This is a genomic window from Rhizobium sp. CF142 (genome assembly GCF_000281145.1).
In the GTDB taxonomy this organism is placed as follows: domain Bacteria; phylum Pseudomonadota; class Alphaproteobacteria; order Rhizobiales; family Rhizobiaceae; genus Rhizobium.
On the sequence record NZ_AJWE01000089.1, the window covers coordinates 105,355 to 120,711 of the forward strand.

The 15,357-nt window shown below is 58.9% G+C and carries 14 protein-coding genes; 6 read left to right on the forward strand and 8 right to left on the reverse strand.

Annotated features, from left to right (window positions below):
* Both nuoF and nuoG read left to right on the forward strand, forming a co-directional pair.
* Positions 1–1,266, forward strand: coding sequence for an NADH-quinone oxidoreductase subunit NuoF (gene nuoF, locus PMI11_RS17795; protein ID WP_007819600.1), 1,266 nt, complete (start codon positions 1–3; stop codon positions 1,264–1,266).
* Between the two features lie 32 nt (positions 1,267–1,298).
* Positions 1,299–3,878, forward strand: coding sequence for an NADH-quinone oxidoreductase subunit NuoG (nuoG, locus tag PMI11_RS17800; protein WP_007819602.1), 2,580 nt, complete (start codon positions 1,299–1,301; stop codon positions 3,876–3,878).
* 71 nt (positions 3,879–3,949) lie between these two features.
* On the opposite strand, the gene PMI11_RS17805 is transcribed toward nuoG, so the two are convergent.
* The 3 genes from PMI11_RS17805 to nuoH are packed head-to-tail and all read right to left on the reverse strand — an operon-like array spanning position 3,950 to position 6,014.
* Complete coding sequence (locus tag PMI11_RS17805) at positions 3,950–4,390, reverse strand: CBS domain-containing protein (protein WP_007819604.1); 441 nt, start codon at positions 4,388–4,390, stop codon at positions 3,950–3,952.
* 45 nt (positions 4,391–4,435) lie between these two features.
* Positions 4,436–5,002: an NADH-quinone oxidoreductase subunit I gene (locus tag PMI11_RS17810; protein WP_007819607.1), complete on the reverse strand. Its 567-nt coding sequence runs from the start codon at positions 5,000–5,002 to the stop codon at positions 4,436–4,438.
* A 10-nt stretch (positions 5,003–5,012) separates the two neighbouring features.
* Positions 5,013–6,014 (reverse strand): NADH-quinone oxidoreductase subunit NuoH, encoded by a 1,002-nt coding sequence (nuoH, locus tag PMI11_RS17815; RefSeq protein ID WP_007819608.1) that lies wholly within the window; start codon positions 6,012–6,014, stop codon positions 5,013–5,015.
* A gap of 175 nt (positions 6,015–6,189) precedes the next feature.
* On the opposite strand from nuoH, the gene PMI11_RS17820 reads away from it, so the two are divergent.
* From PMI11_RS17820 to PMI11_RS17840, 4 genes are all read left to right on the forward strand, one after another.
* The gene (locus PMI11_RS17820; protein WP_157179652.1) at positions 6,190–6,555 is read left to right on the forward strand and encodes a hypothetical protein; all 366 of its coding nucleotides are present in this window, start codon (positions 6,190–6,192) and stop codon (positions 6,553–6,555) included.
* 580 nt (positions 6,556–7,135) lie between these two features.
* Entirely contained in the window at positions 7,136–8,878 is a 1,743-nt protein-coding gene (locus PMI11_RS36595; protein WP_162137074.1) for a glycosyltransferase family 8 protein, read from the forward strand.
* A 35-nt stretch (positions 8,879–8,913) separates the two neighbouring features.
* Positions 8,914–9,600, forward strand: coding sequence for an LPS glycosyltransferase (locus PMI11_RS17835; protein WP_007819611.1), 687 nt, complete (start codon positions 8,914–8,916; stop codon positions 9,598–9,600).
* Between the two features lie 620 nt (positions 9,601–10,220).
* The gene (locus PMI11_RS17840) at positions 10,221–10,466 is read left to right on the forward strand and encodes a hypothetical protein (protein WP_007819613.1); all 246 of its coding nucleotides are present in this window, start codon (positions 10,221–10,223) and stop codon (positions 10,464–10,466) included.
* A gap of 465 nt (positions 10,467–10,931) precedes the next feature.
* Here the strand turns inward: PMI11_RS17840 and PMI11_RS17845 are convergent, their stop codons facing one another.
* From PMI11_RS17845 to PMI11_RS17865, 5 genes are all read right to left on the reverse strand, one after another.
* Positions 10,932–11,414 (reverse strand): MEKHLA domain-containing protein, encoded by a 483-nt coding sequence (locus PMI11_RS17845; protein WP_007819615.1) that lies wholly within the window; start codon positions 11,412–11,414, stop codon positions 10,932–10,934.
* 96 nt (positions 11,415–11,510) lie between these two features.
* Entirely contained in the window at positions 11,511–12,275 is a 765-nt protein-coding gene (locus PMI11_RS17850; protein WP_063826308.1) for a GNAT family N-acetyltransferase, read from the reverse strand.
* A 252-nt stretch (positions 12,276–12,527) separates the two neighbouring features.
* A complete protein-coding gene (locus PMI11_RS17855; protein WP_007819619.1) occupies positions 12,528–13,451 on the reverse strand; it encodes an ArsR/SmtB family transcription factor in 924 nt (307 codons plus the stop codon).
* Between the two features lie 164 nt (positions 13,452–13,615).
* Positions 13,616–14,440 carry a carbohydrate ABC transporter permease gene (locus PMI11_RS17860; RefSeq protein WP_007819621.1) on the reverse strand — a complete coding sequence of 275 codons (825 nt, stop codon included), beginning with the start codon at positions 14,438–14,440 and terminating at the stop codon, positions 13,616–13,618.
* Between the two features lies 1 nt (position 14,441).
* Positions 14,442–15,275 (reverse strand): carbohydrate ABC transporter permease, encoded by an 834-nt coding sequence (locus PMI11_RS17865; RefSeq protein WP_051034602.1) that lies wholly within the window; start codon positions 15,273–15,275, stop codon positions 14,442–14,444.
* Between the last annotated feature and the right edge of the window lie 82 nt (positions 15,276–15,357).

Sequence of the window (15,357 nt, forward strand, 5' to 3'; positions counted from 1 at the left end):
ATGTTCGGGCCGGTTCTTCTCAAGAATATCGATGTGGCGGACGGTCATCTGGTGTCGACCTACGAGGCTGGCGGCGGCTACCAGGCGCTGGCGAAGGCGCTGCGCGAGTACACGCCTGATGAGGTTATCGACCTCGTCAAACGGTCCAACCTGCGCGGTCGCGGCGGTGCCGGATTCCCGACAGGCATGAAATGGGGTTTCGTGCCGAAGCGCACGGGCAAGCCGACATATCTATGCTGCAACGCCGATGAGGGCGAGCCGGGCACGTTCAAGGACCGGATCATCATGGAGCGCGACCCGCATCAACTGATCGAGGGGCTGGCGGTAAGTGCCTACGCGATTGGGGCCGAAACCGCCTATGTCTACATTCGCGGAGAATATGTGACGGCGATCCGTCGTCTGCAGCAGGCGATCGCCGAGGCCCACGCAAAGGGCTATCTCGGAAAGCGCGTTCTGGGCTCGGATTTCAATTTCGCCGTACACATCCACTGCGGCGCCGGCGCCTATATCTGCGGTGAGGAGACCGCGATGCTCGAGTCGCTCGAGGGCAAGCGGGCGCAGCCGCGATTGAAGCCACCATTTCCGGCCGTGGCCGGGCTCTACGCCAGCCCTACAGTGATCAACAATGTCGAGACGCTCGCTTGCGTGCCGCATATCATTATGCGGGGGTCGGACTGGTTTCGTGGCATCGGCCCGGACAAGAGCCCCGGCCCGAAGCTCTACTGCCTCAGTGGGCAGGTGCGCAAACCCGGCCTCTATGAGTTGCCGATGGGCATACCGCTGCGCGAACTGGTCGAGAACCACGCCGGCGGCGCGCTGCCGGGACGCAGAATCAAGGCGGTGATCCCGGGCGGGGTCTCAGCCCCGGTCATGCCGGAGCACGGGCTGGAGGTGAGGATGGATTTCGACTCGCTGGCTGCCGCCGGCTCGATGCTCGGTTCGGCTGGCGTTATCGTGATCGACGACTCGACCTGCATGGTCAAGGTCGCCACCCGGATCATCGAGTTCTTCCATCATGAGTCCTGCGGCAAGTGCACGCCATGCCGGGAAGGATTGAACTGGGTCGTGAAGGTCCTGCGCCGGATCGAGGCCGGCGAAGGTGCTGCCGGCGATCTGGAGCAGCTGGATATGCTCTGCAAAGGCATTTTCGGCAATACGTTTTGTGCCTTGGGTGACGGAGCGGCGATGGGGTTGCGGGCGGCACTCGCGCATTTTCGCGATGAATTCGTCGCCCATATCGAGGACCGCAGGTGCCCCTTTCACTGAAGGCGTGCGCAGCAACAGGACTGCGAGGAACTATGGTTAGCATTACGATCGATGGACAAACGCTGGAAGTTGAGGCTGGCTCGACAGTGCTGCAGGCCGCCCGGCGTTTGGGCATCGATATCCCGACCTTCTGCTATCTGAAGCGTCTGCCGGCGCTGGCCTCCTGCCGCATGTGCCTGGTGGAGATCGAGGGGCTGAGAAGGCTGCAGCCGTCCTGCGCCACCGCCGTCACTGAGGGAATGGTGGTGCGTGCGAACACACCCCTGATCGAGGAAACGCGCTCTTCCATGCTCGATATGCTGCTCGCCAACCACCCCCTCGACTGTCCGATCTGCGACAAGGGCGGCGAATGCGAGCTTCAGAACATGGTGATGGCCTACGGGCCCCGCGAGAGCCGATTCCGCGATGACAAACGTGTGTTCCACTCCGAGGACATCCGTCTGAGCCCGGTCATCATCATGAACGTCAACCGCTGCATCCAGTGCCAGCGCTGTGTCCGGATGTGTGAGGAGGTTGTCGGCGCAGTCGCCCTCGGCACCATCGAAAAAGGCATGGATACCGCCGTCACCGGCTTCGAGGGCAGTCTTGCAAGTTGCGACCAGTGTGGCAATTGCGTCGAGGTCTGCCCGGTCGGCGCGCTGATGAGCTTCCCCTATCGCTACAAGGCCCGGCCCTGGGATCTCACCGAGACCGACACGGTCTGCCCGCATTGCGGCACCGGTTGCCAGCTGACGGTTGGCACACGCAAGGGCGAGTTCATGCGCGTGCGCTCGAAGTGGGACGAGGGGGTCAACCGCGAAACGCTCTGCGTTCGGGGGCGCTTCGGCCTCGATTTCGTCGCGAGCAGGGACCGGATCAAGCGACCGATGATCCGTCGTGACGGCGCCCTGGCTCCGGTTTCCTGGGATGAGGCTGGTGACTATCTGCGCCGGCGGCTATCGGCCGTCGAGGGCAAGGCTGCCGCTGGCCTCGCCTCGCCTCGCCTCCCCAACGAGATGCTCTATCAGTTTCAGAAGCTGATGCGGACGGCATTCCGGACCAACAGCATTGATTGCTCGTCACGCTGGTCCACGCCCTTCGATACGCTCGGCCCGCTTCTGGCAGCCTTCGACAGCCGCGCACCACTGGACGAAGTGATCGGCAACGACTGCGTGCTCGTCGTCGGCGGCAACGTCACCGAGGAGAACCCTGTCACCGAATACCTGCTGCGGGATGGCGTGCGGCGGCGGCAGACCGGATTGCTCATGCTTTCGGCGCGGCCATCCCGTCTGGACGCCGATGCCAGGGTGGTGGTTCGTGCGCTGCCGGGCGGAGAAGCAGTGAGCCTTGCGGCGGTGGTGGCCGGTCTCGCAGCGGCCGTTGGTCAGACCTTGCCGGGCGACTTTCTTGCAGGCATCGACGCGACAATCGGCGAGCCGGCGGCAAAAACCGGCACTGACGGGCCGGATCGTCTGGTCGCAGCGCTCAAGGAAGGCCGCAGCGTCACCGTGCTTGTCAGCGTCGACCTCCTGAGATCACCCGAAACGCGCGCGACGCTGCAGCAGATCAATAACCTGCTGCAGGTTCTGCGCCTGCTCGGCAAGGGCCTGGCGATGCAGTTCCTCTTCGACCGTGCCAACCAGTTGGGCGCCTGGGATATGGGAGTACTCCCGGCGGCGCTGCCGGGGCTGCGGGCGGTCGCCGACGATGTGGCGCGCACAACTCTTGCGCGGAACTGGGGCGCCGAAATCCCGTCTGAACCCGGCGCGGATCTCGACGGCATTCTGGAGCTATGCGTCGGCGGGCGGATGGGCGCTCTCTACATCGTCGGAACCGACCCCTTGATCGCCTATCCCGACAGGGATTTCGTGACGCGGGCGCTCGGCGCCGCCGATCTCCTGATCGTGCAGGACGCCTTCCTCACGGATACGGCGGGCCTTGCCGAGGTCGTCCTGCCCGCAGCAGGTTACGGCGAGGAAACCGGCACGTTCACCAACAACGAGGGCCGGACCCAGACGGTCCGCAAATTCCGCGAACCCGCCTTCGAGGCGCGGAGCAATCTGGCGATCTTCGACTTCGTCGCGGCGCTTCGCAACGAGGCACTGCGGCCGTCGACGCAAGGCGAAATTTTCGACGAGATTGCACGGCTGGTTCCGGCCTATCAGGGGTTGAAACAGGACGGGCTTGGCGCTGACGGCGCTTTCACCAAGGCGGTGCCGACGCCACCGGCGGCCAAGTTCTTTGCGCCGCCGCCCGTCCCGGCAGCAGCCGACCGGCTCATGCTGATCACCGGCAACTGCCTGTTCCACAACGGATATCTTTCTGAACGGTCGGACATCCTGAACACGGTCGCCAATGATCCCTATGTCGCGATGAGCACGCAGGATACCGAACAGCTTGGCCTTTCGGATGGCGATCAGATCATTGTGCGTTCCGTCCGGGGCGAACTGACGGCGCAGCTCAAGGTCGATAGGCGGTTTCCCAAGGGCCTCGTCTTCGTTCCGGAAAACTATAGAGCCTTGCGTCTCAACGGCCTGATGCGGCGGGGCGAATACCCATGCCCGGTGGAGGTCCAGAAGGTGCATGCCACTCTTGAGATCGACCGCACGAGCCGGATCTGGCGTGGGGTCTGAAGATCTGGGGTCAGGGCGCCGGCCCCCGGCAAGCTGCCCTGCCCCAGCGTCTTCACATCAAGCTGGCGACGTCAGTGATATCTGGTCCCGCAGATGTAATCCTGCAGATCCTGCTCTGTGCGCTGCGCTTCGTCGAGCCTGTGTTTAACCACGTCGCCGATACTGACCACGCCGACAACGTCGCCTCCATCCATGACCAGCACATGACGCGTACGCCGCTGGGTCATGATCCCCATCGCGACGGGTAGCAAATCCCGTGTCGAACAGGTCGCCACATTGCGGTTCATGACATCCGCGACTCGCATCATCACCGCCTCGGCCCCGTATTCCGCCACCGCATTGCAGCAATCTCGCTCCGATAGCGAACCCAGGTATTCGTCGTTCGATTGGCTGACGACGACGAAGCCGATATTGTTGTCGCGAAACAGCCTCAGGACTTCCACCATCGTCTGATCGGGAGCGACCGCGATGACACCGACACCCTTGTTCTTCATGATCTCGCCGACAAGCATCTGAGCCTCCTGTCTGCGCGCTCCGGCTTGACGGATGGCGCGCGTTCACGTTCGCCGGATATTCCGCCACCAGTTGTAGCCCTGCATCTCTTTCGTCTCGACGAGCACGTCCTTGTTTGTATTCAGGCGCGCGGCAACCACGCCGCCGCCGGTTGCCGCCTTGCCCGGCTTGGCGAGCAGGTCGTCGCGCCCGATCACCAGGTCACGCGAGGAAAAACTCGAAAATTCGTACTGCTGGCCAAGCGCGATCGCATCCGCTGGGCAGGCATCCTCGCACAGCCCGCAGAACAGGCAGCGAGCCGTGTCGATCTCGAATTTGGCCGGGTGCCGGTTGCCCTTCTCGTCCTCGTAGGGGACGACTTCGATACAGTCGCAGGGACAGATCCGCGCACAGAGTTCGCAGGCCACGCACTTGATTTCGCCCTCTTCATCACGCGTCAGGAAGTGATGCCCGCGATAGCGTGAGTAGGGTAGCCATTTTTCCTTGTCCGGATACTGCATGGTTACGGTTCTGGAGAACAGGTAGCCGAAGGTCAGAGCCAACGCATTCGCCAGATCGGCGAAGAACGCCCAGCCAATCCATGTTCCAACTCTGTCCTGCGCGTGCGACATCGCCGCCTCGCTACGGAGCCGCTACGGCCCCTAAAAGTACACCGGTTATAATTATGTTCGCCATCGACAGAGGAAGCAAGACTTTCCATCCGATCGCCATCAGTTGGTCGTAGCGGTAGCGGGGGAAAGTAAAGCGGAACCAGATAAACACATAGACGAAGAATGCGACCTTGAGCACAAACCATAGAAGTGGTGGCAGGGGGATTAGGACACCGTTCCAGCCGCCGAAAAACAGGATCACCACCAGGACCGACACCAGCAACACGATGGCATATTCGCTGACCATGAAAAACGCGAAGCGGATACCGCTGTATTCGGTATGGAAGCCAGCCCCCAGATCGCCTTCCGCTTCCGAAAGGTCGAAGGGAATACGCTGCGCTTCGGCCAATCCGGCAACGAAGAACACGAAGAAGCCGACCGGTTGGTAGACGATGTTCCAGACATCGGTTTGGGCCCGCACGATGTCGAGTAGGCTCATGGATTGCGCCAACATGACCACCCCGATCACCGCGAACCCCATCGGAATCTCGTAGCTGATCATCTGCGCGCAGGTCCTGAGGCTGCCGAGGACCGCATATTTGCTGTTAGCGGCCCAGCCACCGAAGATGACGCCATAGACCTCGATCCCGATCACCGCAAAGACGAAGAGTAACGCCACATTCATGTTGGAGACGTGGAGCGTGATCTCGGCGCCTAGGACCGAGACGCTTTCGCCGAAGGGGATCGCGACGAACACCACAAAGGGCGGGGCGAGCGCCAGGATTGGCGCCAGTTTGAACAGGAAGCGATCGGCCTCGGCCGGGATGTGGTCCTCTTTGGTCAAGAGCTTTATTCCGTCGGCCACCGGCTGCAGCAGCCCGTGCCACCCGACACGCATCGGCCCCATCCGCTGCTGGATGTGCCCGGCGATCTTGCGTTCCAGCCAGGTTAGCGGCAACGGCAGCAGCAGCAGGATCGCAATCAGAAACGCGACCTTGAAGACAATCAGGCCAAGGGCGACGATAAGTTCCATGATCCGCGCCACTTATTCATCGGGTTGAAGCGTGCGACCGGACTTTGGCTCCGGCTATACACTGAGCACTTTGCGCAACCGTCAGGCTCCATGGTACAACGGCGACGCACCTCATACAATGCCATCACGGTTATGTCGTTGCCGGCTATGATGTCTCCGGCTCAGGATGTTTGAGATGTGCGGTTCGATGCGCGTCTCTGGCTTTGTGTCATTTGCGGACAAAGCGGTGGTTGTTTGTGAACCATCTGAAGCTGATCGATGCGGCACTGCCATTCTGGCGACGATGGAAGCCGTGAATGCGATGGAGGCCGTGTTCAGGACAGCCGATGAATACGAGTACAACGATCTGATCCACCCCTGGCGTGCTGAATACCGAGCCAAAGCGCAACAGGTTCCTGCGGCGCTGTGCCGAGGCTGGAGCTTTGAACGCAAAAAGCCCCGGAGCATATTGCTCTCGCTGCTTGCTTTATCGGTTGCGGGGGTTCGCAACACCCGATTCCTGCGATTGGTTAAGCGGACGGTTCCGAGACTAGCGGCTTAGCTTCTCAGTATAGGCCGCGACGGTCTGGTTCTTTGAGGGTGGTCGTGCAATCAAGGTCGCCCATGCGAGGCATCGGGCGCTCAGGTTGCGGTCACCCGATCCCATTGAAGCAAATCAACAATGTTCTTGTGATTCCGTGGCAAACCCAGCTGAGATTCATCCAGTGACTAGCGACTAAATTTCAGGGCGGGCTTATCTCCATCCCCCCTGAAGTCCTCCAGAAACCTCGCGAAACCGAAGGCACTTCGTACCCATTTTGCCGGAAATGCACATCGTGTCTCCCGCTTCACGCTCGTCGACGGCAGTAACGTGCATCTGCGCCAGGACGACATTTTCCACGGCGACCAGATGCGGAAACAGATTGAAGCGAAGGTAAAAAACCCTGATGAGGTTGACAAAACTCTCTTGTGCGCAAATGTTTGAGCATTAACGCGTTACGAGTATCTGGCTTTTCCAGAACTTTCATTGAATATCCAATCTCGGTAAGGCTTCTGTCGTCGATCAATACTGCATATCTCAGGTGCGTGGGATGTCGGTTCACATACGCAGCAAGGCCATATACGTGTTCACGGATGCGCGAATGCTTCCGGCAGCCTGTTGCGCGCTTCTATCTGTCGAACGCAACAGTCAAAAGAACGATATCAAGCTGATCATTGTCGGCATCGATTTGCCTGAGGACCAGAAGGCTCGGGTCGCGACCTTCAACGCCGTCAACGGCATCGATATCGACGTAGTTGATTTCACCTTTCCCACCGATACGCCCGAGACGGAAGGCCGCTGGCACAAGTCGACGCTTGCGCGCCTCTATCTCGACAAGCTGATGGGCGAGGAGCTGGAGCGCGTTCTTTACCTTGATGCGGATATATTGGCCGTTGGCAATGTCGATCCACTCTTCGATGTCGATCTCAACGGCAAGGCGATCGGTGCGGTTGACGACTACCTCATTGCCTTCCCCGACAAGATCGGACGGCTGGAGCGGGAACTCGGCCTCGACCCGGGGACGGGATATTTCAATGCCGGGGTCTTTCTCATGGATTGCGCCGCGATCCGGGCCGGCGGCTTTTTCGAGATGGCGCGTTCACTGCTCAGATCAGGGCGATGCTTTGCCTCCAACGACCAGGATATTCTCAATATTGCCTTTCGCGGGACGTGGCAACGGCTGGACAACCGGTGGAATGTCCAGACCGGGATCATGCCGTATATCCGCAATGCTGTGCTCCTGCATTTCACCGGACGTCGCAAGCCGTGGCATTTTTCGGTGCAGGCTGGGCAGTCGGTCTATGCCGAGATCTATTCGAACATGCTTTCGAAAACACCGTGGTCGGGATTTGTCAGCCAGCGCAGCGGCTTCCGAAAGGCTGCCGACTATCTCCTGGCGCTCGGCAAGCGCGCCGGCGCGATGAACCGCTCCCAACAACTGAAGGCACATTTTGGCGCGAACGAGGTCCCTAGGGCTGAAAGGAACCCCGGATCCGAAAATTCGGGAAGCCACGTTTTTCACACGCAGGGCGCCGATGCCTGGCGCGCATTCTTCAATCGCTATTCGCACATTGTTCTGGTCGCCAATAGCGAGGCGCTCGATCCGCAGTCGATGCGGACGGAGTTTCCCAGCGATGCGTTGTTCGTCTTCTTCAACAAGGTCTACAAGGTTCTCGACGACAGTTTCCCCGGGCATGCCATCCTTGTGGCGCGCAGCGGCATGATGGGCGCCAATATCGTCCATCGGCGGGAGGTGGACGAGGTCTTAAAATTCTTCTCTTCGGACAAGTTCCTCGGCGTTCTGAATATCCGTACAGCACCTGAAGAGCGCTTCAGTCCCGTCGCCGCATTCAACGGTGCGACAGTCATGTACAGTGATCTCGAGACGCTGATGTCGGGGCACTATCCGCCGGACAAGATCCCGACGAGCGGCTTTGCGCTGGTTGTGTGGATGCGCGAGCTTGAGCTGACACCAAAGATCGTGCTCGCCGGATTTTCCGGAAAACGAAGTGCGCGCTGGAAGGTCTTCGACGTTCATGACTGGACATTCGAGCGGATTTATTTCGGGCTTCTGGCGCGAAGAGGTATCATCACCAGCGCCGAACATGCCGGGCCGTCACGCTTCGATCTTCTGACCCGGCAATTTCCGGATGCGAAAAACGAGGAGATCCAGACGGCGATCAACGACGCACTTTCGACGCGCCTCGATCATGCGCTGACCCTCATCGACGGCCTGATGTCGCTAACCAAATGGCAGCGGGCGCTCGATCAGGCCTTCCGCAAGGCGCGGCCAAAGACCCGCAAGCAGCACGCGCTCGACCGCCAGAAGAAGCAAGCTTCCTGAATGCAATCACCGATCTGTGCCAAGGAGAAATTGATATGACCGATATCGTCAACATCTATGTTGGTTTTGATTCAAAGGAAGTTGTCGCCCATCACGTGCTGTCGCAGAGCATTCTGGAAAAATCGAGCGTGCCGGTGAGAATCACGCCGATCTACCTGCGCAATATCGAAAATACGTTTACGCGTGAACGCAACGCCCTGCAGTCGACCGAGTTCTCCTTCTCGCGCTTCCTGACGCCCCATCTCAGTCAGTATGAGGGATGGAGCCTGTTCATGGATTGCGATATGCTTGCGCGGACGGATATTGCCGAGCTCTGGGCGCTGCGCGATGAGCGCTATTCCGTCATGTGCGTGAAGCACGATTACCAGCCGAAGACCGAAACGAAGTTTCTTGGCCAGGTGCAGACGAAATATGAAAAGAAGAATTGGTCGAGCCTGATCCTCTTCAACAACGCGAAATGCAGGGCGCTGACGCCTGATTATGTCAACACAGCAACCGGGCTGCAGTTGCACCAGTTCAAGTGGCTCGACGGCGACGATCTGATCGGCGAGCTGCCCATCACCTGGAACTATCTCGTCAACGAATATGACAAGCGCGATGACGCGAAGATCGTGCATTTCACAGATGGCGGACCCTATTTCGACGAATACAGGAACGACGATTACGCCGAGGAATGGTTCGCGACACGCGAGCGCATGCTACACGTCCAGCAGCGTGGCTGACCGGCAGGCCAGGCGGATGGGGCGCTTACCGAAGGCCCAGCCTCGAAAAATGGAGTAACTTCGGGGTGGGTAGGCCTAGTGACCTTGCCCCCAAGTTTTATCCAGTTTTGTGTTCTCTCCAGCGGCCTGCCTAACGGAATGTCCTCCGACTTTCGTCTGAAATACCCATGGCGTGAGACCTGGCCTGGAGAAGGCAAACAGGATTTCGCGGGCCAAGACGGCGGGACATCGTCGCTCGAATTCAGCTCGACACTACGACCAGCGGCAAAAGTAACTGGTGGCGCCGGAACGGCGGATTTGCGTTCTAGGTCCGGCATAGGGCCATGCCGCAGCAAGGCTGGGCTGAGACCGCGTGAGGCTTCCCGAGCGGCCGAGGATCATTACGACAAGCTGAAGGAACTTCACGGTCGATGACGGCCGTCAACGGCGATAGGAGGGCGCACCATACTTCAGGTACCGAAGCCATTGCTGCGTTGCGCACGAAATTTGGAGACGTGCCGTATCACCTTTGATGATGCATCGACCGTACCACAGCAGCCTTACGATGCAAGGTTGTACCTTGTAAATTTTTCGTGGAGGATGCGTGGCGACATATACGCAGCGGGCGTGGAGGTTCAATCGTGAACGATGGAAACCCCTTTATTGAAGTCTTGCTGGATGGCTTGGTAGCCGTCGTTATCTTCCTCAGTGCGGCAACCGTAATCGCGATGGCGGCAGCATTTGCCTCTCTCATCAGTCATGTTGCTGGAATTGTGCACGAGCCAGGCGCGACAGGCTCGCTGTTCGCAACATCTGGCATTCTTTTACTGTCAACTATCTTGTCGGTTCTCGCCTCAATAGCGGCTCAACGTCTCAGCTTCGGCTGATGCCGGCTGAAAAGCCGGGAATGTTACCCAAGCCGAGTTGGGCCAGCGGATCGGCCAGCGCCAGACGTGCGTTTCAAAATTTCAGCTGGGTAGAAGGCGCCTCGACGCAGCAGAGTTCGAAAAGGTCATCAGAGCAATCGGCGCCGATCCGTACTCCATAATGAAATCAGCTGAGTCTGACTAGAGTAATGGACACCTTGAAGGGGTACGAACCAACGGCTTCAGCGTTCAAACCACCAATTCGTATTTACTTCCCTTTCAGTCGCTGTTCCTGGATTCTTGCCGCCTGCTCGCGAAGGTTCTGGAATTCGCAAAAAGATCCAACGTGGATGCCGTCCGGCTCCACGGAAATGTTTCCCCGCATGCTCTCATAGTAGTCGTTATCGGGCTCTTAGCACTCCCGTCCATGACATGGTGGGCTCTTCCCTATTGTGCGATCGCTTAAGCGGACACGTATGATCAGGATCATGCGCCGTTGGAACTGTGAGGCGGTTCCTCGGCCCACTGCGAGAATGTCGCCGCCTGGCCGAAATCCTGTCCTTCTGCGTTCCGGAGCTGCCAGACTATTCCGTCTTCCATCCAGAAACGGCTCCCCGACTTCGTGACCCGCAAGCCACGATAGCCGGCCATAAACCCGTTTCGTGCCACCGCATCGAGCACGGCCTGACGCTCTGACCGCTCGCTTGGGCCAGCGGACAACCGGGATTGCAGCTTTACGAACTCGCTCCAGCTATACCCGAACCGCCTCTGTGCTGCGCCATTGGCATAGACAAAGACGGGATCGGGCGCGGTATTGTGTGCAAGGACCACAAATGGAGCATCGCCGTAGAGCCACTCAGGCCCCCGATCCCTCGGGAGAAGGTCTCGACCGACAAGGCGCCGGAAGCTCCCAGTGAGAAGTTCAAAGAATTCGGGATCGTTCGGGTTCAATTCGCCGTTCAACTGCATCTCGTTTCCTTCTCCAGTGCGGCCGCTTCACGAGCCTGTTCCGATCTAGTCACGGGATATGGCATCGGTGCGGCAATCCGCACCGATGGGAAGAGCTTAACTCGGCAGGAGATAGTTCTTGCGGATATAGGATGGATTGAAGCCTGCCTTCGTCAGGTTGGCGAAGGAGATGTTCGGTTGACCGTCCTGAGGTTCGGCCGTCTCCACAGCGAAGAGAGAAACACCCTGCGCGAGACCCTTGTTCAATCGAGCATTGATTAGCGCCTTTTGCGCGCCGCGGTTCCGGTACTCAGCATGTGTCGTTCCGCCTCCCAGCCAGGCGCATCCGTCCTCGATGAACATCGCGCCGGTTCCGATCGCCGTTCCCTCCAATTCCGCAATCAAGCAGGCCCAGCCTTTCTTGCCGACCAGGCATGACCACAACGGCTCGAGCTCCGTCGGAAAACCAAAACCTGCGCACATCAGCCTGCCGAAAATCGGCGCGTCATCGATAGCGGCCAAGCGCGTCCGCACAGGTCCTTCGATTGCAAGCGGAGCGGATGGGGCAGGCCGCGTGAGTTTCATCCAGGCACCGTTTTCGACCAGTCCCTGATCCAGTATCCAGCCACGCAGCTCGTTGGCGGCAGAGGTTTCGCGGATCTGGACATGCCGCCTGCCTGTTTTGGTCTTCATCCATTCGAATGCGAGATTGAGTTCGTCTCTGTCATTCAAAGCAAAAATGCGATTGAGCCCAATGGCAGGAGCCGTGGGCAGCGAAATGGCGCAGCCGTTGCCCACCGGCATGCAGGTAAACCCGACGCTGTCTTTAAAGGGCTGGGGCGTGATCCTGGCCATATCAATGAAAGCCTTGGCCTCGATCATCTCTTCCCAGGAAATTCTATCGCTTGAAATGCTCAATTTATTTCCTCTTTTAAATGACGGTCACCGAGGGCCGCTGTGCAAGCCCTGGCGGATTTTCCTGTCCCTTTTCAGGAACAGTATCGCGAGCGTCGAGATAACCTGCATCGCACTCACGAATAAAGTGTATGGCTGGTTAAAAGAGATTAAGGGTAGCCATCGAGAGCGTAGATAGGCTGTCAATTGCGCCGCAAACAGTTGCGCAATCGTTGTCCGTCAGAAATAGATCGACATGACCAGATCCTGGTCGAAATCACCAAACCCCTTGCCGAAGAGGTTCATACCACCTGGATTGTCGGCCTTTTCGTCGATGCCGATGCGAAAGCGGATCGAATGGTGATCGGCTATGCGCAGCGAGGCGATGGTCTGGGTCGAAACCATCGCGCCATCGATCCAGGTGCCGGTCTCGTCGATCGTCCACGTCTTGAGCTTGCCGTATTGCGAGCCGGACAGCTTCCACCAGGAGGGCGAATACATGCCGCGGCGGTCGCCGAAATCGCCGGGCGAGGTCCAGTGCCCGGCCTTTATGCCATTCACCCAGATCGAAATGTCGGAAGGCCAGTTGGCATTCGTGGCCGGCGTCTCGGAGCTCAGTTCGGCCGAGAATTCCACCTTGCGGATCTTCTTGCCGGAGACCTTGGCGTTGTTGGGAAACTTGTATTCGACATAACCGCGGGTAAACCAGAGCAATGCCGCCTGCATGCGCTGCGGATCGAGGAAGACCTCCTGCACGTCGAGCATGCCGATGACGTTGTTGACCGAACAGAGCCCGCAAGGCGCTCCCACGTCGAATTCGGTGAAGAGGCCGATCGGCATGCTGACGGTGACCACATCCTCGCTCGCCTTGGTGCCGTTGGTATCGAAGCGGATCAGGATTTCATCGTAGATGCTGGAGCAGACCTTCTGATTTCCCTTCGTCGCCTTCATCGTCTGGGTCTGGATGAGGCCGGCCTGCTCGAGCGACTTCAGATTGGTTGCCGTCGTCGATTGCGGCAAGCGCATCTGCGCTGCAATGTCGTTGACATTCAGCGGCCCCTTCTGGCGCAGCAGGTTGAGGATTTCGATACGCGTCGGAGAGCCGAGAGCCTGGACGACATCAACGTCCCTCATCGGATCAACCGTTAGAAGTTTCGTCTCCATGCTTTAATACTGGTTCTCCAGTCTTTCTTGCTCGTTTCAGCTGATATCACGGCGTCATGTCCCATGTCGCCGCTCTTTTTCGTGGGCGCCGGTCCGCGCCTCGGGAGAGCTCTCGCGGACCGGCAGGGCCTTCTCACCTCGGCCCGGAAAAGTCTCTCATGCGCCTACCCCTTGATGCCTGATGACAGCATCAGGGCCTGCGTTACGCGTTTCTGGAACAGCAAGTAGGCGACGGCGACCGGCATGGCGGCCAGGATGGCAACCGCCATATCGCGTGCATATTTGACGCCGAACGCATCTCTCGTCTGGGTAATGCCGACCGTGATCGTCATCATGTCGTCGGAGTTGGTCACGAGGAACGGCCAGAGGAAGGCATTCCACGCCATGATGTAGGTGATGATGGCAAGTGCTGTGGTAATCCCCCAGTTCAGCGGCAGATAGAGCTTGAACAGGATCTGGAATTCGCCGCAGCCATCGAGTTTTGCCGCCTCGCGCAGTTCCTTCGGCACGGAATCGAAGAACTGTTTGTAGACGATGACGACCACGGGAACGATCAGCTGCGGCAGGATGATGCCGCCCCAGGTATTGATCAGGTTCAGCTTGTGCATCAGCACGAACTGCGAAATGACGAGCGCCTGCGAAGGCACCATGAAGCTCGCCAGGATGATGCCGTAGAGAAGCTTGCGGCCGGGAAAGACGATCTGCGACAGCGCATAGGCGCACATGACGCTGATGAAGATGACGACGACGGTCACGCCCACCGAGGTGACGATGGAATTCAAATACCACGTCGAAAGCTTCGTCTCGAAGAGTGCGTAGTAATAGGCCGAGAAATTGAAGACGTCAGGGAAAAGGGTTGTCTTGTTGACCACATCCTGTTCCGGCTTGATGGACGTCACGATCGCCCAATAGATCGGGAAAGCCCAGGTGCAGGCGATCACCAGCGTGAGGATCAGAAGCAGCGCGTTGCCGATTGTCTTGCCGGGCATCTCAGCGCTCCCTGACACGCAGGAGCTGATATTGCAGCACCGAAACGACGACGATGATGACGAACAGGATCACCGCGACGGCAGAGCCGAGACCGCCATGGTTCGATCGGAAGGCCTCGCGATAGACGAGCTGCAAGAGCACATAGGTGGAATTGAACGGTCCGCCCTCGGTCAAGAGATAGACCTGGTCGAAGATCTTGAGCTGCAGGATGAGCTGCAATGTCAGCACCAGCGCGGTCACCGGCCAGATCAGCGGCCAGGTGATGCGCTTGAAGCATTGCCATCGCGTTGCGCCATCGAGCATCGCCGCCTCGTAATAGTCGTGGGGAATGTTGCGCAAGCCGGCGATGAAGAGCAGCAGGTTGAAGCCGTTGGTCCACCAGACGGTCACGAGCGCCACCATCGGCATCGCCCAGATCGGATCACGGAAGACACTGACCCGCGAACCGGTGAAGGCTTCGATGATGAATTGCGCGATCCCGAATTGCTGGTCGAGCACCCATTTCCAGATCTGGGTGACAACGGAGACCGGAAGAATATAGGGGATGAAGAAGAGCACGAGCACCAGGCTCTGCACCCGGCCTTTCAGGCGCACGACCATCAGCGCCAGCCCGAGGCCGATCAGCGTGTTCGGGATAACCGTCAGCACGACGAAATAGCCGGTGTTCCAGACCGAAGTGTAGAAGAGCTTCTGGTGGAAGAGCTTCACATAATTGTCGAAGCCCACCCATTGCCCCTCGCCGACGAGCGGCGCGTCGGTAAAGCTCAAGGCGAACATCTTGTAGACCGGATAGGCAAAGACGGTCGCATAGGCGATCAGGAACGGCGCGATCATGACGATCGCCGTCAGCGTCTTGCGTCGCTTTTCAGTATTGACCACAGATCATCTCCCTGGACTAAGGGCCGGCCGGAGACAG